General features: G+C 65.0%; 18 protein-coding genes, 3 tRNA genes, 1 rRNA gene and 1 other annotated feature. Of the genes, 10 read left to right on the forward strand and 12 right to left on the reverse strand.

Features of this window, described 5'->3' with window-relative positions; genetic code table 11:
- Positions 1-932: 932 nt before the first annotated feature.
- The 5 genes from F8S13_09295 to F8S13_09315 form a co-directional block, all read right to left on the reverse strand.
- Positions 933-1964, reverse strand: coding sequence for a polysaccharide deacetylase family protein (locus F8S13_09295; GenBank protein ID KAB8144070.1), 1032 nt, complete (start codon positions 1962-1964; stop codon positions 933-935).
- Between the two features lie 3 nt (positions 1965-1967).
- Positions 1968-2522: a LysM peptidoglycan-binding domain-containing protein gene (locus F8S13_09300; GenBank protein KAB8144110.1), complete on the reverse strand. Its 555-nt coding sequence runs from the start codon at positions 2520-2522 to the stop codon at positions 1968-1970.
- 145 nt (positions 2523-2667) lie between these two features.
- Positions 2668-5142, reverse strand: a complete 2475-nt coding sequence (locus F8S13_09305) for an endonuclease MutS2 (GenBank protein KAB8144071.1) — start codon at positions 5140-5142, stop codon at positions 2668-2670.
- A gap of 5 nt (positions 5143-5147) precedes the next feature.
- Entirely contained in the window at positions 5148-5699 is a 552-nt protein-coding gene (locus tag F8S13_09310) for a CvpA family protein (GenBank protein KAB8144072.1), read from the reverse strand.
- A 139-nt stretch (positions 5700-5838) separates the two neighbouring features.
- Positions 5839-6207, reverse strand: a complete 369-nt coding sequence (locus tag F8S13_09315) for a hypothetical protein (protein KAB8144073.1) — start codon at positions 6205-6207, stop codon at positions 5839-5841.
- A 1306-nt stretch (positions 6208-7513) separates the two neighbouring features.
- Here F8S13_09315 and F8S13_09320 point away from each other — a divergent pair.
- The 9 genes from F8S13_09320 to F8S13_09360 all read left to right on the forward strand — a co-directional run bounded on the left by F8S13_09320 (position 7514) and on the right by F8S13_09360 (position 15361).
- Positions 7514-8128, forward strand: a complete 615-nt coding sequence (locus F8S13_09320; protein ID KAB8144074.1) for a hypothetical protein — start codon at positions 7514-7516, stop codon at positions 8126-8128.
- Between the two features lie 87 nt (positions 8129-8215).
- Positions 8216-10015 (forward strand): threonine--tRNA ligase, encoded by a 1800-nt coding sequence (locus F8S13_09325; protein ID KAB8144075.1) that lies wholly within the window; start codon positions 8216-8218, stop codon positions 10013-10015.
- Positions 9966-10358, forward strand: a complete 393-nt coding sequence (locus F8S13_09330; GenBank protein ID KAB8144076.1) for a YtxH domain-containing protein — start codon at positions 9966-9968, stop codon at positions 10356-10358. The genes F8S13_09325 and F8S13_09330 overlap by 50 nt, the downstream gene beginning before the upstream one ends.
- 3 nt (positions 10359-10361) lie before the next feature.
- Complete coding sequence (locus F8S13_09335; protein ID KAB8144077.1) at positions 10362-11054, forward strand: DUF4013 domain-containing protein; 693 nt, start codon at positions 10362-10364, stop codon at positions 11052-11054.
- Positions 11055-11166: 112 nt separating this feature from the next.
- Positions 11167-11868 (forward strand): DUF4013 domain-containing protein, encoded by a 702-nt coding sequence (locus F8S13_09340; protein KAB8144078.1) that lies wholly within the window; start codon positions 11167-11169, stop codon positions 11866-11868.
- 183 nt (positions 11869-12051) lie between these two features.
- Positions 12052-12753 carry a DUF4013 domain-containing protein gene (locus F8S13_09345; protein ID KAB8144079.1) on the forward strand — a complete coding sequence of 234 codons (702 nt, stop codon included), beginning with the start codon at positions 12052-12054 and terminating at the stop codon, positions 12751-12753.
- Positions 12754-12886: 133 nt separating this feature from the next.
- Positions 12887-13696, forward strand: a complete 810-nt coding sequence (locus tag F8S13_09350) for a CDP-alcohol phosphatidyltransferase family protein (protein KAB8144080.1) — start codon at positions 12887-12889, stop codon at positions 13694-13696.
- Positions 13697-13888: 192 nt separating this feature from the next.
- Entirely contained in the window at positions 13889-14794 is a 906-nt protein-coding gene (locus tag F8S13_09355; GenBank protein ID KAB8144081.1) for a peptidase T, read from the forward strand.
- A 114-nt stretch (positions 14795-14908) separates the two neighbouring features.
- Positions 14909-15361 (forward strand): peptidylprolyl isomerase, encoded by a 453-nt coding sequence (locus tag F8S13_09360; GenBank protein ID KAB8144111.1) that lies wholly within the window; start codon positions 14909-14911, stop codon positions 15359-15361.
- 65 nt (positions 15362-15426) lie between these two features.
- On the opposite strand, the gene F8S13_09365 is transcribed toward F8S13_09360, so the two are convergent.
- Positions 15427-15843, reverse strand: a complete 417-nt coding sequence (locus F8S13_09365; GenBank protein KAB8144082.1) for a cytochrome c — start codon at positions 15841-15843, stop codon at positions 15427-15429.
- A gap of 205 nt (positions 15844-16048) precedes the next feature.
- The gene (locus F8S13_09370; GenBank protein KAB8144083.1) at positions 16049-16702 is read right to left on the reverse strand and encodes a TetR/AcrR family transcriptional regulator; all 654 of its coding nucleotides are present in this window, start codon (positions 16700-16702) and stop codon (positions 16049-16051) included.
- 39 nt (positions 16703-16741) lie between these two features.
- Between F8S13_09370 and F8S13_09375 the strand changes: the two genes are divergently transcribed.
- Positions 16742-18463, forward strand: coding sequence for an MFS transporter (locus tag F8S13_09375; GenBank protein ID KAB8144084.1), 1722 nt, complete (start codon positions 16742-16744; stop codon positions 18461-18463).
- A 336-nt stretch (positions 18464-18799) separates the two neighbouring features.
- On the opposite strand, the gene F8S13_09380 is transcribed toward F8S13_09375, so the two are convergent.
- From F8S13_09380 to rrf, 5 genes are all read right to left on the reverse strand, one after another.
- Positions 18800-18887, reverse strand: a tRNA-Ser gene (locus F8S13_09380).
- A gap of 59 nt (positions 18888-18946) precedes the next feature.
- A tRNA-Arg gene (locus F8S13_09385) sits at positions 18947-19023 on the reverse strand.
- 239 nt (positions 19024-19262) lie between these two features.
- The gene (locus tag F8S13_09390; GenBank protein KAB8144085.1) at positions 19263-19559 is read right to left on the reverse strand and encodes a CsbD family protein; all 297 of its coding nucleotides are present in this window, start codon (positions 19557-19559) and stop codon (positions 19263-19265) included.
- Between the two features lie 212 nt (positions 19560-19771).
- A tRNA-Met gene (locus F8S13_09395) sits at positions 19772-19846 on the reverse strand.
- Positions 19847-19912: 66 nt separating this feature from the next.
- Positions 19913-20028 (reverse strand): 5S ribosomal RNA (gene rrf, locus F8S13_09400).
- Between the two features lie 118 nt (positions 20029-20146).
- Positions 20147-20315, reverse strand: a sequence feature (possible 23S ribosomal RNA but 16S or 23S rRNA prediction is too short).
- Positions 20316-20317 lie beyond the last annotated feature (2 nt).

Below are 20317 nucleotides of genomic sequence, written 5' to 3' on the forward strand. Positions count from 1 at the left end.
TTCTACTACATCGGCAGGCCCGACACCTACACCGCGCGCATGAATACGGTGAGCGTGCTGGCCCCCGGCTGGATCGCAGGCCAGCTGGACAAGCAGCCCTGGTACGAGCTGCTGGCCAAACAGCTCGGCATGTCGTTCTTTCCCTTCCTCTACCCGGTGCGCGGGCCGGCCATGTGGTGGATGTGGCCGCAGTTCCTAGGGCCGGTCGACGCGGTGCTGTTCGCGCTGGGCCTGATCGGCATTCTGATCGGGCGGCAGGTGGCGCTGTGGGTGCGGCTGCTGTTCGCCAGCTACTTCGTGCTGGGCTGCCTGCTGGGCGGCGTGCTCACCAACGACACGCCGATGCCCAGCCGCTACGCGATCTTCATACCGCTGGTGGCGCTGGGCATTGGCGTGGGCATCGAGCAGCTGCTGCGGGCCGCTGGCGGGCTGCTGCCCACGCGGGCGCGCGGGGCGATGCTGGCGATCGCGCCGCTGGCGCTGGCGGCCTACGCGGCAGTCAACCTGGGGCTGTACATCAAGCACGACACCGATTCGCTGTGGATCACCACCGAGCCAGATCAGGCCGCGTCGTTTCTGGCCCGCTACCTGGAGAAGCTGCCGGACGGGCCCTACCATATCACCTACCTAGCCACGCCCGACTCCTACTTCGAGGCCAACCCCGCGCTGCCGCTGATCAGCCAGCGCGCCGCCACCAACATCCCGCTAGATGCCAGCTGCCAGCAGATCGCCGCCAGTATGCAGCCGGGCGAGAATGTGATCATGGCCACCGGCAGGCGCATCGGCGAGCTGTACGACATCTACCGCCGCCTGCCCGAGGCCGAACCGGCCAAGTTCACCGCCCCAGGCGATTTCGACCGGGCCATGGCGCTGCGGCTCACCGTGCCCGAGGGCGGCATCGAAGGCAGGCTGTGCCCCTAGCCCTCGCGGCGCTACAGCACATCCGAGATCGGTCGCACCTCAAGGCCTAGCTCGGCCAGGCGGTCGAGGATCTGCGGCAGCGCGGCGGCGGTGGGCGCAAGCCCACAGTGCGCCAGAATGATCGCGCCGCGCAGCTGCTCGGGCGGCAGGTGCCCCGTGACCCGCTCAAGCAGGAACTCGGGTGTCTTCGGCTTGCCCACCGAGTCCAGGCTGTCAAAGGTCCAGTAGATCGGCAGGTAGCCCTCGCCCACGGCGACGCGCAGCACGCGCTCGTCGTACGCCCCGAAGGGCGGGCGGAAGAACGGGCGGATGCTGGCAGCCTCGCCTGCGGCCTGATGCAGCAGCGCCTCGGTCTCGGCTAGCTCGCGCCGGATGCTGGCGTCGTCCAGCGTGGTGAGGTCGGGGTGGTCCAGCGTGTGGTTGCCGATCTCGTGGCCGTCGGCAACGATCTGCCGCGTCAGCTCGGGGTTCTCACGGATCCATTTGCCGGTGAGGAAGAAGGTGATGTGCGCGTGCCGCGCGCGCAGGGCCGCCAGCACCTCGGGCACGTTCTCCGCCGTGCCTCCGGCATCGAGCGTCAGCGCCACCCAGGGCATGTCGCCGCGCCCGCGTCGCACCAGCGGCGGCGGGGAGGGCTGGCCGCCGCCCTTGCCTTCCAGCTGAGGGATGATCAAAGGGTGCCCGGGCTTGGGGGCTTGCTGTAGGCGGTTGTAGCGTGCGATCAGCGCCGCGTCGCTGGCCAGCGACGCAGCCACAGCTTCCAGCGTCTCACCGCTGGCGAGGACATGGGATGTGTAGCCGCTGATCGCGGCGGGCGTGGGTTCCGCTGTGGCGGTAGGGCTTGGCTGCGCCGTGGCCGTGGGGCTTGGCCGCGCCGTGGCGCTAGCCGTGGGCGCGGCGCTCGTAGCCATGGGCCGCGCCGTGGCGCTGGCGGGCGGCGGCGCGGGAGCCTCGGCGGGCGTGCCGCGTGCGAAGTAGACCGCCGTGCTGGCCGCCGCCACCACCAGCCCCACCAACAGATGCTGTGAGCGACGCGTGGCCATGGCCTAGGGGATGACCAGCTCTTGGCCCACGCGCAGCGAGTCGGCTTGCTCGGCGGTCAGCCCGTTGGCGGCCAGCAGATTGGCCACGCTCACATTGAACTGCTCGGCGATACTTTTCAGCGTGTCGCCCTGCTGCACCGTGTAGCGCCGCTGCTCTACCGCAGGCGCAGGCGTGGCCGTCGCAGGCTCGGGCGTGGCCGTCGCAGGCTCGGGCGTGGCCGTCGCAGGCTCGGGTGTGGCCGTCGCAGGCTCGGGCGTGGCTGCCGCAGGCTCGGGCGTGGCATCGGTCGCGGCGGTGGCCGCAGGCTCCGCCGTGGCAGTTGCCTCCGCCGTGGCCGTCGCATCATCGTGGGTGTGCGGCACATCCTCATCCTCAGGCACCACCGTTAGCATATCCAGCACATCCGAGGTCAGCGGCACCGCCGTAGGCTCGATCAGCACCACGCTCAGGTTGCCCACCCGTAGGTTGGGGATGTTCGCCCGCGAGAGGGCGACGGCGCTGCCGACCGGCAGCACCACGATCAGCGATGCCACGCCCAGCAGCACGCGCTGCGACATCCGCTCGTTGAGCGTGCGCAGCACCACCGCGCCCACGCCGGGCACCACCAGCACCACAAACAGAAGAAACCCTACAAGAATTGGTGACATAGTTTCCACATGGCCCATAGGCGGCGGCACACGCGCCGCCGCCTATCGACCATCGCTAGTGTTCGTTCATGCGCGCCACGGTCACGCCCTCGCCGCCCTCGGGGCCGCCGCCCGCGAAGGACTTGACCAGGGCGTGGCGCTGCAGCGCGTCGCGCACCACCTGCCGCAGCGCGCCGGTGCCCTTGCCGTGGATCACGCGCACAAAGGGCAGGCCCGCCAGATAGGCGTCGTTTAGGTAGCGATCAAGCCGATCCTCCACCTCTCCGGCGCGCATCCCACGGATATCAAGCTCAATCGAGACATCGGGCAGGGCGGGCGTGGTCACAGCGGGCGGCGTGTAGCGCCGCGCGTCCTGCTCGCTGCCCTTCTCGCGCCGCAGCTCCTTCAGGCTCACCTCCATGCGGAAGCCGCCCACCTGCACAGTGGCGCTGCCCTCGTCCTCGTCGATCGCCAGGATCTCGCCCTTCAGCCCCACCGAGCGCACCAGCACCTGATCGCCCACCTGCAGCGGGCGCGGGGCCTGCGGCGCGGGCGCTGTGGGCGTCGGCGGCGGGGCAGGCGTCAGCACCGCCTTCTCAAGCGAGGTCGGGCGGCGCGAGGGCACCTTCTCGCGGATCTCGCTGATCCGCTGGTCGGCCTGCTCAAGCCACTGGCGGCTGATCGACACCGAGCGGAAGTCGTCGCGCAGCCGCCGCAGCTGGCTGCGCACCTCGCGCAGCTCGCGCTCAAGCTCTTCTTGCGCGGTCTGCCACTCGGCCTCGCGCCGCCGCTCGAAGTCGGCCAGCTCATCGGCCAGCCGCTCGCGGTACTTCTCCGCATCGCTGCGCGTGCTCTCGGCCTGCGCCAGCTCGCGCGCGGCCTCGCTGCGCTCGCGGTGGATGCCCGCCAGCAGGTCTTCCACCTGCACGTCCTCGTGGGCCATCACGCCGCGCGCGCGCTCCACGATCGCCGCATCCAGCCCCAGCCGCTCGGCGATGGCCAGCGCGTTCGAGCGCCCGGGCAGGCCGATGGTCAGCTTGTAGGTGGGCCGCAGCGTCTCCACATCGAACTCGACTGAGCCATTCACCACACCGGCGGTCGCATAGGCGAAAGCCTTCAGCTCGGCGTAGTGCGTGGTGGCGATACCAAGCACGCCCACCTCCAGCAGGCGCTCGATGATCGCCCGCGCCAGCGCCGCGCCCTCGATCGGGTCGGTGCCCGCGCCCAGCTCATCCAGCAGCACCAGCGCCAGCGGCGGCGCGGTCGACTCGGGGTCGCTCTCCCACGCGGCGTACCATCGCTCGCGCTCCTGGTGCAAGCCATCCAAGATGCGGATGATATTCACCATGTGCGAGGAGAAGGTTGAGAGGCTCTGCTCGATGCTCTGCTCGTCGCCGATGTCGGCAAAGATCTGGCCGAAGATCGGAAGCCGCGAGGGGTCGGACGCTGGGATGTGCAGCCCCGACTGCGCCATGGCCGCCAGCAGGCCGGTGGTCTTCAGCGCCACCGTCTTGCCGCCGGTGTTGGGGCCGGTGATCAGCAGCATCTGCGATTCGCCGCCCAGATACATGGTGGTGGGCACCACCTTGGATTGATCGAGCAGCGGGTGGCGTGCCGACTGCAGCAGCAGCGGCGGCTGGCCCTCGGGCAGCGGCTCCACCACGATCTCGGGCGCGGTGCAGCGCAGCAGGTTGCCATATTTCGCCATCGCAAAGGCCAGATCGAGGTCGGCGATCGCATCGGTGCCGCGCACGATCGCCTCGGCCTCGGCCCCCACCTGCTCGGAGATCTCGCCCAGAATGCGCGCCACCTCCTGCTCCTCGGCAAGCTGCAGCTCGCGCCAGCGATTGTTCAGCTCCACCACGGCCATCGGCTCGATGTACAGCGTCGCGCCGCTGCCCGACTGGTCGTGCACCAGCCCGCGCACAGTGCGCTTCGAGCCAGCCTTCACCGGCACCACATAGCGGCCATTGCGCACGGTGATGATCGGCTCCTGCAGGGCGTCGGCGTACTGCGACGAGCTGATCATGTTCTGCAGCTTATCCTGCAGGCGGTTAAACGACACGCGGATATCGCTGCGCAGCCGCCCCAGCGCCGGGCTGGCGCTGTCGAGCACGGTGCCATCCTCGCCGATAGCGCGACCGATCAGATCTTCGATCTGCGGCAGGCTCGGCAGGTTGAAGGCCAGATCCTGCACCATGCCAAAGCGCGCCGCATCCAGCCGCAGCAGCGCGGTGCGCAGCCTGCGGGCGCTGGCCAGCGTCTGCTGCACCTCCAGCAGCACTGGCGCATCCAGCACACCGCCGCGGCGGGCGTGGCCAGCGGCGGGGCGGATGTCGCGCGCGCCGCCGATGCTCAGGTCGGGCATCTCATCCATCAGCCAGCGGGCCTCGCTGGTGCGGCGCAGGCGCTCGCGCACCTCGATAGCGTTGGTGCTGGGCGTCAGGCTCAGCGCCAGCTCGTGCGAAGCCGAGAAGCTGGTATGTTTGGCCAACCGCTCAAGCACCTTGGGGAACTCAAGCGTTGAAAGGGTCTGTTGACTGATTGTCATAGGATTTAGAGCTGAAAGATAATATTTGCCTCGGGAGGCAGGAACGGATCAAGCGTGTGATAGATCACCGGCAGCACATAGCCGTGGAAGATGTCAATCAGCAGCGAGCTGCGGGTCGAGTTCTCCAGGCTCACGATGATCGGGTAGTTCATCGTCGATGAGAGCGTCTGATAGACAAAGATATCGCGCATCAGCAGCGCCAGCATGCCTAGCACGATCCCGCCCAGCAGCAAGCCCAGCAGCGAGCCAATGATGCGGTCGAGAAATTCGAGCGCACTCGGCATGCGCACATAGCGGAACGTGTAGAGGCCAGCCATCAATAGCAGTATGAACGAGACCAGCAGAATGATCGCGAATCCGGTCAGCTGCGATGCATATTGGGTCGAATGAAAGCGCGCTCGTAAGACTTCGCCCATCGGCTGGAAGTACAAGCTCGCCAGCACGATACTGACATAGAGCACGACGATGGCAATCGCAAGACGGATGATGCCTTCAAAAATACCGAGAAGCAGCGAACCGATTACAAGTAAGATAAAGAACAGATCGATGCCATTCATTCTCGCCTCCACGAACGTCTGCTGATACGCAGCGCATATTATAGCATGGCCCCTCACGCCAAAACGCCCAGGCCAGATGATCTGGCCTGGGCGTTTTGGCGGAGCAGCGGGCGCTCCACATGTTCGTGCGAGGGTGGGGCTACTCGTTCGGGTCGGCAGCGAGGCTGCGCCGCACCGGGGTCTTATATTCCGAGCGCCGCTTGAGGCCCACGGTGGCCAGCACGGGCGAGTCGCTGCCGTACTGGGCCACCACCTGGGTCTTCGCGCCCAGCACCAGCTGGTGCAGGTGCAGCCGCGCCTGCTGGCTGGCGCTGCGCGCCACCTGCAGGGCGTGCTCGGCGCGGATCTCGGCCTGGGCGGCGATCAGCACCGCATCGTTGGCGGCGATCAGGGCCTCGATGCTGAACGCGCTGTTGGCAGGGCGGTAGTCGGCCAGCTCCTGCAGGCGCACGATCAGCTCCTGATCAAAGCGTAGAGCCTCCCCACTGATTTTCTGGCTGTTTGGCATGGTAGAACTCCTTCAGTAGATCGTTCTATGTTGTATCAGCGCCAGATAACACGTTCATACTATAGTATGATGCGTAGTATATTGCCATATCTCTTTATTGCAGTGTCATGGCGATTGAGAATCATCCTCGTCATCTATTTCGCACCTTGATACACTCTTTATTTCTTGACGCATATCATGCCGCATAGAAACTATCTCACTGCCAAAGCATGTCTACCGCCCATCAACGACACCATACGGTTTCATACTCGCGCGATAATACAGGCATTTTTCGCTATCTGGGTTCCGAGCAGCATCGTAGACTCTACAAAGGCCAGCACCAGCACTGCTGGGCCGTGCCATCCGCATGGTCGGCCTGCCATACCCCAACCTATGCGCTAACTCTCCACGCCACAATCTGGGCCTCCAAGCTCTCACCTCCTGCCATGCTTCTTCACGCGTGTGTTTCCTTTCTTCACACCCCCCGCCATGCTTCTTCACGCGTGTGTTTCCTTTCTTCACACCCCCCGCCATGCTTCTTCACGCGTGTGTTTCCTTTCTTCACACCCCCCGCCATGCTTCTTCACGCGTGTATTTCCTTTCTTCACACCCCCCGCCATGCTTCCAAACATCCGTGTGAACAATGCAGCACGCTGCTGCTGTTTAGCAAACATTCGGCATACTAATGCGCAGCAATTCGCCATAAAGCATGCGCTCGCCGCTCCCCGGCTCGTACATTTCATATGCTTCTTCTTTCTCTGCCATACCTTATGTCTTAGTGGGAAATAACCCCTCCCTTGCACCTCGCGTCTTCGCGCCTTCGTGGTATGGGTCTTCTCCGAATCTTGGAGCCTTGAAGCCTTGGTGGGAAACAGCCCCTCCCATGCCCCTCGCGTCTTCGCGCCTTCGCGGCATGGGTCTTCTCCGAATCTTGGAGCCTTGGCGTCTTGGTGGGAAACAGCCCCGCAGGTCCGACGTTTGCCCGACTTGACATCCCACTTCCCCGCGTGCTATCATCCGCCCTGTGTGAAAACGCACAGCACCAGCGCCGACGAGGACACGTCGGCTGCGGCCAGCCCCAGGGAGGAAGCGCCACCGACTGCAAGCGCATCCGGCCACGGCCCAGCCCGATACCACCTCCGAGCTTGCCGCCAGAACGCACTAGCAACTAAGGCGGCACGGCTAGCCCCGTTATCGGCTCATCAAGGGGCCTGCCACCAGCAGCGGCGGCACGGCCTGAACTTGGGTGGAACCACGAAAGCACGCCTTTCGTCCCAACTGCGGGACGAGGGGCTTTTTTATTGCCGATGAGGCGTGGAGAACGCACATGGCGAGAAACAACCGGTATCGACAGGAACGACCACAGCGTCGCGGCTGCGGCTGCCTGCTGCCGCTGGTGATCCTGGTGTGGCTTGCGGTGGCCGTGGTGCTGGGCTACCAGTACTTTGTGCGCCCGCAGGTCAGCCAGCTGATCGGCCAGCGGCTCGCCGATCAGGTCGGGCCAGCTGCATCCAGCGAGGATGCCGAGGGGCCGGGCGATGTGATCAATGATCAGGCCGCGCAGGCCATCCCCACCATCGTGGCGGCTATCCCATCCGGCCAGCTGCGCATCTCGCAGGATCAGGCCAACGAGTTTTTGGCCAGCCAGCCGCTGGGGCCAATCGACAGCGCAAGCCTGCGCTTCACCCCCGGCGAGGTGCAGGTCGACATCAAGGCCCTAGGCACCACTAGCACCGCCCGCATGGGCCTGGCGGTGCAGGATGGCCGGATCATCACCGTCAACCCCAGCATCGATGGCCTGCTGGGCCAAGTGCTATCGCTCGACGAGCTGAGCGGCACTATCGAGACCAAGCTGAACGACCAGCTGGCCGCCCAAGGCCGCCGTGTGCGCGAGGTGCAGGTAAACCAGGGCGAGCTGCTGGTGACGATCGAGGACCAGTAGCGCAGGCTTTCGCCCATAGGTAGCGATCAAGATCGAACCGCCGTGAATGATTCGCGGCAGCAACATAGTGTTAGATGGAGGCTTTCCATGCCAGTCACGCCGCAAAACGACCCATACTACCGGCTGCGGCACTCGCTTGCCCATATCATGGCCCAGGCAGTGCTCGAAGAGTTCCCCTCGGGGAAGGTGGCCATCGGCCCGCCAATTGAAAATGGCTTCTACTACGACTTCGACCTGCCCCGCCCGCTCACGCCCGAGGATCTGGAGCAGATCGAGCAGCGCATGCGCAAGATCATCAAGGGCAACTTCGCCTTCGAGCGCCGTGTGGTAAGCGCCGACGAGGCCCGCGAGCTGTTCAAGGACCAGCCCTACAAGCTAGAGCTGATCGAGGGCCTGGCGCGGGGTGCCGATGACAACGGCGAGGAGGGCGCAGGCGCGGCGGGCGAGGGCGCGGTGATCACCACGTATCGCCACGACACGTTCGAGGATCTCTGCCGTGGCCCGCACGTGGAGCGCACGGGCCAGATCGCGGCCAACGGCTTCAAGCTGATGAGCATCGCGGGCGCGTACTGGCGCGGCGATAGCTCGAAGCCCATGCTCCAGCGCATCTATGGCACGGCCTGGAACAGCAAGGGCGAGCTGGCCGAGTATCTCAACCGGCTGGAGGAGGCCCGCAAGCGCGATCACCGCAAGCTGGGCAAAGAGCTGGGGCTGTTTTTCTTCTCCGACGATGTTGGCCCTGGCATCCCGCTGTTCACGCCCAAGGGCGAGATGCTGCGCCACCTGATGGAGACGTATGTGCGCGATGTGCAGACGCGCTACGGCTACCAGCACGTCTGGACAGGCAACATCGTAAAGGAGCAGCTCTACCGCAAGTCGGGCCACTACGACAACTACTCGGATGTGATGTTTCCGCCGATGGTGGACAAAGACGAGGTATACCGGCTCAAGCCGATGAACTGCCCCAGCCATATGACTCTCTACAACGAGATGGGGCTGCACTCGTACCGCGACTTCCCCATGCGCTTCGCGGAATTTGCCACGCTCTACCGCTACGAGATCAGCGGCACGCTCTCGGGGCTCACGCGCGTGCGCTCGCTGACGCAGGATGACTGCCATGTGTTCTGCACCGAGGATCAGATCCAGGAAGAGTTCTCGCTGGCGCTGAATCTCATCCGCGAGGTGCTGCAGACCTACCAGATGACGGACTACCGCGTCCAGCTCTCGCTGCCCGCAGCCGAGGGCAAGTATGTGCGCGACGAGGAGAAGTGGTCGAAGGCCATCGCAGCGCTCAAAGCGGCGCTGGATGCCAACCAGGTGCAGTACGAGGCGGTCGAGGGCGAGGCCGCGTTCTACGGCCCCAAGGCCGACTTTATGGCCAAGGACGCGCTTGGGCGCGAGTGGCAGCTCTCAACCATCCAGGTAGATTTCATCCAGCCCGCGCGGCTGGGCTGCGAGTACATCGGCGAGGATGGCCAGCCCCACACGCCGGTGCTCATCCACCGCGCGGTCACCGGATCGACGGAGCGCTTCCTGGGGGTGATGATCGAGCACTTCGGCGGGGCCTTCCCCACCTGGCTTGCGCCGGTGCAGGTATCGATCATCCCGATCTCGGATGAGAAGCACGGCGACTACGGGCGGCAGCTGAAGGCCAAGCTAGAGGCGGCGGGCGTGCGCGTGGAGCTGAACAACTCGAAGGACCGCATGCAGGCCAAGATCCGGCAGGCCCAGTTGCAAAAGATTCCGTACATGCTTATAATCGGCGACAAGGAGCAGGAGGCCGGGGCCGTGGCGGTGCGCAAGCGCAGCGGCGAGGACTTGGGCGCGCTCCCGGTCGATGAGTTCCTGGCCCGCGTGCTTGAGGAGATCCGCACGCACGCAGTGTAGCCAGCCGTTGAGGGCGGTGTGCGGCGCACGCAGCACCCATCGCCCAGCATACAGTAACGCAGGAGCGGGCGGCACACCACCGCCCGCTCACTCTTACGCAGGCCTGCCCCGCGCGGGCAGAGGAAGGAGCGGCTGCATGGGACGATTTTTGATCGGCTTGTTGGTTGGCGCGGCGACTGGGGCTGCCGTGGTCTACTTCGCCGCCCCGCGCTCGGGCAATATGCAGCGCAAGCAGCTGAAGAGCCTGTGGGACGGCGCGGTCGAGGCCGCGCGCGATGCCAGCAGCATGCGCACCCAGGAGCTATGGGCCGAATACCACGCGCGCATCGGGGGCAAGAACTAACCAATGGATCTTCGCACCGCGCTCGGCAATATTCACCGCGACCCCGACTGGTGGCGCAAGGTGCTCACCGGCGGCGCGCTGACGCTGACGGTCTTCGGGGCGCCGTGGTCGGCTGGGCTGGCGGTGGAAAGCTTGGAGAACGTGCGGCGCGGCTACCCATCCCCGCTGCCACCCTCGGTCGACTTCGGCGGGCGCTATGTGATCGGCCTGTTCGCCCTGATCATCGACTTTTTGTTTTTTGCCATACCGCTGTTTGTGCTGGGCATGCTGTTTATCTGCGGTATCGGCAGCATGGCCTTCAGCCAGAGCGGCCAGGTTTCGCCGCTAATCTCCGGCGGCGCGGCGGCGGTGATCGCGCTGTTCTTGCTGGCCGTCTTCGCCAGCAGCATCGCGCCAGCGGGCCGCCTGATCTATAGCGCCGAGGGCGATATCGAGCAGGCGCTCAGCATGGCCACAGTGCGCCGCGCCTTCGACCCGCAGCTGCGCGGGGCCTACGCGCGGGCGCGGCTGCGCTCGCTGGTGGGCTACATCCCCTTCACTCTCTTTCTTGCCATCCTCTGGCTCACCTCGGGCCTGGTCTTCCCCGGCAGCTGGCTGCTCACCCTCATCCTGCTATGGCTGGCCTGCAGCGCGCTGACCTACGCCCACCTGGTGGTGGCCCAGCTCTACGGCGATGCCGAGCGCGCCAGCTGGTAGCCAAAGCCACCCTGCAACCTTTTGCCCCGAAGTGCGTAATACCTGTGTAGTTAGTGCTATTGTGAAACGAGTAGATCGCTAGGGACGCATACGATACGAAAGGAACGAGCGCATGGACATTGGGAAAGCCTTTGGCTTCGTCTTTGAGGACGAGCGCTGGATCACAAAGGTGCTGATCGGCGGCCTGCTGGTCTGGATCCCCATCGTGAACTTTGCGGTATTCGGCTACATGCTGAAGGTCGCCGAAAACGTAGCCAAGGGATCAAGCACCCCGCTGCCCGAGTGGTCGGACTTTGGCGACCTCTTTATGCGCGGGCTGTACTACGTCATCATCTACATCGTCTACTCGCTCCCCTCAATCATCGTCAGCTGCATCTTCGGTGTGATCCAGGGGGGCCTGACCGCATCGGCTGACCAGAGTAGCGACGCCGCAGCAGGCGGTGTTGTTCTGCTCGCCTGCATTGGCAACATCATCACGTTGGTGCTGAGCATCGGCACCATGTTTGTGCTGTACCCGGCGCTCGCCCGCTATGTGGCCACCGGCTCGCTCAGCGAGGCCTTCAAATTTGGCGAGGTGTTCTCCTCGGCTCGTGCGAACGTGAGCACCTGGGTGATGGTCATCCTGGTCGCTATCCTCGCAGGGCTGGTCGGCTCGCTTGGTCTGATCGCCTGTGTCATCGGTGTTATCTTCACGCTGTTCTACGCCCAGGTGGTGCAGGGCCACGTGCTTGGCCAGGCCATCGTGAAGACTGGCCTGCTGCCCGCCTACGGCGACACCCCGGCACCCTATGTGCCGCCCACGTCATACCAGTAGGCTTGACGCCATTCTAGGCATACCCTCATGCCGCCCTCACACACCAGAGAGGGCGGCATTTTTCCGCCGCCGGGCTGGGCGCTACTGCTGGCCCAATTCGGCGCACGACCGCTGCTTCACACCACGGCCTGAGAAGAGCTGGATCGCTGGCCGATCGATCCGAAAGAGACGGGAGAGCAACAGATGGACATTGGGAAAGCCTTTGGCTTTGTCTTTGAGGACGAGCGCTGGATCACAAAGGTGCTGATCGGCGGCCTGCTGATCTGGATCCCCATCGTGAACTTCGCGGTATTTGGCTACATGCTGAAGGTCGCCGAGAACGTAGCCAAGGGATCGAGCACCCCGCTGCCCGAGTGGTCGGACTTTGGCGACCTCTTTATGCGCGGGCTATATTACATCGCCATCGCGGTGGTCTATGCCATCCCGCTCATCGTGCTCTACTGCGGCCTAATGGCGCTCGTGGGCGGCGCAGGCGTGGCTTCCGACCAGGGCAACGACGCCGCCGCTGGCGGGCTGGGCCTAGTGGCCTGCTTTGGCTACCTGGTGCTGTTTGTGTTGGCCATCCTCACCACGCTGGTGCAATTCCCGGCGGTCGCTCGCTACGTAGCCACCGGCTCGCTCAGCGAGGCCTTCAAGGTTAGCGAGGTGATCGCCGCAACGCGGGCCGAGATTGGCACCTGGATCATGGTGATTGTGGTTGTCATCCTTGCAAGCATCGTGGGCCAGCTTGGCACTATCGCATGCGGCGTTGGCGTGCTGTTCACGCTGTTCTACGCCCAGGTGGTGCAGGGCCACGCGCTGGGCCAGGCGATTGTGAAAACCGGCCTGCTGCCCACCTATGGCGATGCTCCGGCACCCTACGTGCCGCCCACGTCGTACCAATAGGCCGCGCTTAAGCCCCAGGCTTGCCAAGGCCGCCCCAGCGCCACGCTGGGGCGGCCTTCGTGCGCCGCACAGCGCTGGGGCGCGACGATCTTGCGTACCACAGCCCCCGCTCTCTTTCACTGCTTTGCGGCGCATGGCTGCTGCTGGCTCTTCGTACCTTGGTGTCTTGGTGATAAACACTCCTCGCCCCCTGCGCGCCCTTGTGCCTTCGTGGTATTCGTCCCCTTCCAGCCCTTGGTACCTTGGTGTCTTGGTGAGAAACACCGCTGGGCGGCACAGCAGCGGCCAACTTGGTATAATAGATCTCACACTCTCAACAAGCCACGGCCTACGCGCCGTAGAAGGAGCGTCCGTGTCTCTCCGCCGACCTCCATTTCGGCTACGCGAGTTTGCGTACCCTGCGAATATCCTGACGATCATCCGGCTGGTGCTGCTGCCCTTCGCGCTGCGGGCCATGCGCCGCCCCGAGGACAAAGGCAAGGCCCTGGCACTGCTGGGCGCGGCCATGTTCACCGATGCCATCGACGGCCCGATCGCCCGCAGGCGCGGCGAGATCTCCGCGCTGGGCAAGCTGCTCGACCCGATCGCCGACAAGCTGTTCCTCGATGGCACCGCCGTCACGCTCAGCCGCTACCGCGACTTCCCGTGGTGGATCACGGGGCTGCTCATCCTGCGCGATCTGGTCATCCTGGGCGGCGGCACCATCATCTACCGCCGCAAGACCGAGATTGTCTCGGCGCACCCGGCAGGCAAGCTCACCACGGTGTCGCTCACCGGCGCGATGCTGCTCTACCTGGCCGACGGCCCGCGCAGCGGCAAGCCAGCGCTCTACCTCTCGCTCATCCCCTTCAGCGCCTCGCTTATCGCCTACATCGGCTCGTTCGTGCAGCACATGCGCAGGCGCGGCGACGCGCAGCCCGAGGCCCCCGCCGAGCAGGGCTAGCGCCGCCGCCAGCACCCCAGCGACGCCCCGCAGGCAGGCTAGCGCCAGCGAAAAACCTGCTACAATCGGGCGCTGCTATCCAAACGCCGGGGGCAGCCAGCGGCGCGCACAGGAGCGGCGCGGAAACGCGCCCGCCAGGCCACCGCACGCGCGCCGCTGCGGCCCTCGGCCAATCACACACATAGGTAGGACATGACGATCTCTCTTATCGTACACGGTGGGGCGTGGGAGATACCCGATGCCGAGGTGGCCGAGCACCGCGAGGGGGTCGAGCGCGGCATCGCGGCGGGCTGGGCCGTGCTTGAGGCGGGCGGCAGCGCGCTGGACGCCGTAGAGGCGGCGGTGCGCGTGCTGGAGGACGCGCCGATCTTCGACGCGGGCACCGGATCGGTGCTGAACAGTGACGGCAACATCGAGATGGACGCCGCGATCATGGATGGGCAGACCCTGCGCTCCGGCGGGGTGGCCGCGATCTCGCGGATCAAGAACCCGATCTCGCTGGCCCGCCACGTGCTCGACAGCGACGTGGTGCTGCTGGTGGGCCAGGGGGCCGAGCGCTTCGCCGAGGGCGTGGGCATACCTCGCTGCCAGGCCGAGGAGCTGATCGTCGAGCGCGAGCGCATCCGCTGGGCCAAGATCAAGGCCAGCGGCGCGCGCACCCAGGATGCCTTCATGGGCCAGCCCCACGATACGGTGGGCGCGGTGGCCCTCGACCAGCACGGCAATATCGCCGCGGCCACGTCCACCGGCGGCACGCCCAACAAGATGCCTGGCCGCGTGGGCGACTCGCCCCTGATCGGCGCGGGGCTGTACGCCGACAACCAGACCGGCGGCGGCTCGTCCACCGGCTGGGGCGAGTCGATCATCAAGGTGCTGCTGGCCAAGACCGCCACCGACGCCATCGATCGGTTTGGCGACCCGATGATCGCGGCGCGGCACGCCGTGGATCTGCTGCACCGCCGTGTGGGCGGCTATGGCGGCATCATTCTGCTGGGCAGCGATGGGACGCCGGGCCTGGCCTTCAATACGCCGCGCATGGCCTACGGCTACCGGGTGCAGGGCGGCGAGACTGTGGTGGGCATAGACCCCGTGGTATAATGCCAGCGGCAAACGGCGGGCTGCACGCCAGAGGCGGCGTGTCCAGACGCCGTGATGCGAGAGAACTAAGGAGAATATCCTGTGGCAAAACAACAGTGGAGCCAGCCGCCGGCGATCGAGATCGACCCGGCGAAAACCTACCGCGCGACCATCGCCACCACCCGTGGCAATATTGTGCTTGACCTCTACCCCGAGCACGCCCCGAAGACGGTCAACAACTTTGTGTTCCTGGCCAAGCAGGGCTTCTACGACGGCCTGAAGTTCCACCGCGTGATCAGCAATTTCATGATCCAGGGCGGCGACCCGACGGGCACCGGCACCGGTGGCCCCGGCTACAAGTTCGAGGATGAGACCCGCAACAACCCGCTCAAGCACGAGACGGGCGTGATCTCGATGGCCAACGCGGGCGCCAACACCAACGGCAGCCAGTTCTTCATCACCCACTCGCCCCAGCCGCACCTGAATGGCAAGCACACTGTGTTTGGCAAGGTGATCCAAGGCCAGGAGGTGGTCGACAGCATCCGCCAGAACGACGTGATGAACACCGTCACCATCGTCGAGCTGTAGCGCAGCATACCAGCGGGCGGGCCAGGGGTTCCTGGCCCGCCCGTTTGCTTTGCCCGCGCGCCGCGCTACTTCTCCAGCGTGCGCATGTAGGCGATCAGCGCGCGCAGCTCCTCATCGGTGATCGGCACACCCACCATAGTGCCGATCTGGAAGCTGCCGCCCTGGCGGATGAACGCGCCCAGCGCCTCGTCGGTGATCGGCTCGCCATTCGGCAGCTTGCCGCCGTAGTCTACGCCGCTGGGCAGCACCGGCCCGCCCGGCTGGTACAGCCCGGCCAGCCCCGGCCCGATGCCCGATGCGGTGGTGGTGGCGTGGCACGACATGCAGCGCACGCGGTAGATCGACTCGCCCCGGTCCACCAGGGGGTCGCCAGAGCCGCCGCCCTTCGGCGGCACCAGCAGCAGCATCGCCACTACCCCAGCCACAGCCAGCAGCCCCACCCCGATCAGAAGAATCACCAGCGGTCGCCTCGCAGCAGGCATCAGAAACCTCGCTCGTTTTCAGAAATGGCACCATCGCACGCCGCCCGCGCCCGCCGAGGCTCGCCCGCGCACCCAAGGCAGATCGCACAGCGACCCTAGCATACCATCCCGTGGCAGCCACGCGCCGAAAAACATGGTTAGCATCTGATAACAGCGGGCGGCGGGGCAGCCGCGCAGGCCACACCCGCCGCAGGCGAGGCCGGGGCTAGGGGCGCAGCGGCTCGATAAACACCGCGCGGATCTTCGCGGCGATCTGGGCCTGGCTCTGGCCTAGGTCGAAGCGCTGGAGCGCGAAGAAGGTAGGGGTGAGCGTGGCGATGATCGCGTGGGCGGTGAAGTCGGCATCCAGGCGGCGCAGCGCGCCCTGCTGGGCGGCCTGGCGCAGCAGCCCGGCGAGATGCGCGTGCATCTGCTGGTAGAGCGGGGTGTGGCAAAAATCAGGTCGATTGGGCTTGCATGCCTCGTGCTGCATCACCGCCAGCATGGGGATGTGCGAATCGGTCATGGCGATCAGATCGGCCAGCAGCCGATCGATCTTGTCGAGCACCGAGACATCGGGCGAGGATAGGGCGCGCAGGGCATCCAGGCGGGCAAGGAAGCAGTCGATGTCGCTGGCCAGCAGCGCCTCGCACAGCAGGCCCTTGTGGGCGAAGCGGCGGTAGAGCGTGCCCTGGCCCACCTTGGCGGCGCGGGCGATCTCGTGCATGGTGGTGTGCTCGACGCCCTGCTGGGCGAAGAGCGCGCGGGCGGCGGCCAGGATCTGAAGGCGGTTCTCGGCGGCGTCGCAGCGCTCGCGGCGCTCGGGGGCGTACACGTCGTTGTGCTCAATCATGGCAGGCTCGTTTTCAGCGTCGATCATAGGCAGAGCAAGGGTAGCGCGATCTCGTACGAAAGAACGATGCCGCGCAGCTTGACAAGCGGACAGGTGTCCATTATATTCAAGGAAGTGGACATATGTCCATTTCACTATCTTACCCGCAAATTGTACTATGTCAACGGGAGCATTCCTCGCATGAATCAACCTGAGCTAAGCATGCGTGCCAAAATTCTTGGCATGGCAGGGCTGGCGCTGGTGCTCTTTCTGGTCTCGCTCGACCAGACTGTGGTGGGCACTGCCATGCCGCGCATCATCGCCGATCTGAACGGCTTCGAGCTTTACGCATGGGTCACCACGGCCTACCTGCTCACCGAGACAGCGGTCATCCCGATCGTGGGTAAGCTGGGCGACATCTACGGGCGCAAGTGGATCACGATCGCGGGTGTGGCCGGGTTCCTGATCTCCAGCGCGCTGTGCGGCATGGCCAGCTCGATGGAGTGGCTGGTGGTCTGCCGTGGCATCCAGGGCATCAGCGGCGGCGCGATCTTCGGCACGGTGTTCACGCTCACCGCCGACATCTTCCCGAACCTAAAGGACCGGGCACGCTACCAGGGCATCCTATTCGCGGTCTTCTCGCTCTCCAGCGTGGTGGGGCCGGTGGTTGGCGGCTGGCTGACCGACGCGCTGAACTGGCGCTGGGTGTTCTACATCAACCTGCCGCTGGGCATCCTGGCCATGTTCGTGCTGCCGATCGTGCTGCCGCAAAGCCATCGCCAGCCCAACGCCAAGATCGACTACTGGGGCGCGCTGACAATCACCGTGGCGGTGGTGGCGCTGCTGACCGCGCTGGAGACGGCGGGCGCAGGCGAGAGCTGGGGATCGCCACTGGTGCTGGGCGGCCTGATCGTGGCTCTGGCGGCCTTCGCGATCTTTGTGCCGATCGAGCGCCGCGCCGCCGAGCCGATCATTCCCTTCGACCTGTTCCGCAACCGCACCATCACCTCATCGACGATCGTACAGTTTATGATGGGCATCGTGATGTTCGGGGTGGCGCTCTATGCGCCGCTGTTTGTGCAGGGCATCATGGGGCTGTCGGCAAGCGCCTCCGGCATGGTGATGATGCCCATGGCGATCACAATGCCGATCAGCGGTATCATCACCGGCCAGCTGGTGGCCCGCATCGGGCGGGTCAAGCCACTGCTGCTGGTGGGCGTGGCGCTGATGACCGTAGCACTGGTGCTGATGACCACACTGACCATCGCGAGCAGCCCGATCACGATCAGCATCTACATGTTTGTGCTGTCGCTGGGCATGGGCATGATCATGCCGCTCACCACGCTCTCGGTGCAGGCCAGCGTATCGCCGCAGAGCATGGGCGTGGCGACCTCGGCTACGCAGTTCATCCGCTCGATCGGGGCGACCGTGGGCACGGCGCTGATCGGCACGCTGGTGACCAACGGCTACCGCGCCAACTTGGCCAGCCACGCGGCCCAGGGCACGCCCAGCGAGGCGCTGACCGCGCTGCACGCGCCCAACGCCCTGATCAACCAGCAGAAGCTGCAGGAGCTGACCCAGATCATGTCAGGCCTGCCCAACGGCGCGCAGCTCACCCAGGCGCTGCTGGGAACAGCCCGCCAGGTGTTGGCCGACGCCATCCGCTCGGGCTTCCTGCTGGCGCTCGGCGCGGGGCTGCTGGCCGTACTGGGCGCGCTGCTGATGACTAACCTGCACCTCGACGATGCCCACCGCAGCCCCGGCCCCGGCGCAGAGCACGCCCCGACCCCGCTGGCCGCAGCCGACTAGGCACACCGCACCAAGAAGAAAATAACAAAAGGGCAGCTGGGATCGATGTCCCAGCTGCCCTTTTTGTGCGTCCAGAGCCTCGCTCAGCGCCATCTACGCCTCCGCCCAATACAGCGCTGTTCGCACGATAAACCGGTGTGTAAGCGCTGGCGCAGAACGGCGCTCTAGAAGCCCTCAGCTCCTTAACCACGAACTACGTGAAGAGCCGATCGAGTGATTCGAGTCAACCTGGCCTGAGCGTGGCACTGAAGACAAAGGCCTACACCAGAGCCATAGAGAGCTGCCCATTGCCAGCAAAAAGCCAGCCGCACCCTTTTGGATACGGCTGGCTTTTGCTGGCGGGGAGGGTGGGATTCGAACCCACGTTGGTGTTACCCAAACTCGTTTTCGAGACGAGCACGTTCAACCACTCTGTCACCTCCCCGTATTCAATTGTCAAAGTTCGGCGGCTGCAACCTTTGCAGGCGCAACCGCCGACTTGTTTGGTGACCTCGGCGCGACTCGAACGCGCGACCTTTTCCTCCGCAGGGAAACGCTCTAATCCACTGAGCTACGAGGCCATATTTTCTATCGCCGTTTGTTTACCAGAACTCTCTCGACGTGCGTTATAATACCATACTCTCTAAAAAAAAGCAAATCGACCATTTTCAGCATCAGGAAGGGTTATATGGCATCTGCTACGTTTCCTCTTTCCACCAATATTAGGCGCATCTGCAGCAGTTTAGCATTACGTTTCCTCTTTCCACCAATATTAGGCGCATCTGCAGCAGTTTAGCATGCAGATGCGCCTCTGGAAGCTCTACTGATTCAGCTTCTGGCGGGCCTTGCCCTTCAGGCGCTCGGCTTCGCCCTCGGCCTCCAGCTGGGGATCATCGACCAAATCACCGACGGCGCTCTTAACCCCACCAGTAACCTGCTCGCCAACCCCACGGGCGTGATCGATAGCCTTGGCGGCCTCGTGGCGCGCCTTGCCCTCGGTCTCCTCAGCGCGGCCCTCGGCCTCCAGCTCGGCATCGTTGGTGACATGCCCAATGCCCTGCTTCAGCTTGCCCTTCAGCTCCTCGGCCTTGCCTTTGATCTTCTCTTCATTCGACATGATTGTAGCCTTTCTGCTTCTTCGCATTCTTGTGGATCTATAGGCAGAAAGCGTGCCAGGACTCAGCAGCTCCCTCCAGAGGAATCTGAAGGAAGATTGGCATAGAGCAATATGCGGCCTCATCAAGCACAGAAGGGGATCGAGATTGGCAGCCATAGCCTCACAGCGCACAAAAAAACCACCACCTGAACCTTCGTCCAGGTGGTGGGGGTTGGTAGCGGCGGGTGGATTCGAACCACCGACCTTCGGGTTATGAGCCCGACGAGCTGCCACTGCTCCACGCCGCGTCAGCTGCCAGCACCCGTGATGCCCTCCTCGGGCGCCACGGGTGGCCAGCAGGCTTGGTTGTTTGGTGGGCGCGCGGACCTTGTCTCCCAGCTCCAGGGGAGCCAGTACCTTCAGCGCTGCGGTGTTTCACGACCCGGTTCGAGATGGGACGGGGTGGGGCCACCGCGCTCAACGCACGCCACTGGCTCAGGGGTGCAGCCCCTCGCCAACCAACTGCTGCAAGTCTGTTCTCGGTCCTCGTCCCTTCCCCCATCGGCCACCGCCACCGCAGGCGCGTCGCGCCCACGCTCGTGGCAGGCCAGGGAAGCCCTCGTCCATGCGCACTGGCTCCCTCCATCGGTCACCCGACCTCCAGGGCCAGCCGCTCATCCCAGTCGTCTCCTGGGGGACTTACCTGTCCGAGACAGCGAGGTTAGCTTCTTCGGGCGTGGTTCCCACTTAGATGCTGTCAGCGGTTCTCACTTCCGGCC

Source organism: Chloroflexia bacterium SDU3-3 (genome assembly GCA_009268125.1).
Taxonomy (GTDB): domain Bacteria; phylum Chloroflexota; class Chloroflexia; order Chloroflexales; family Roseiflexaceae; genus SDU3-3.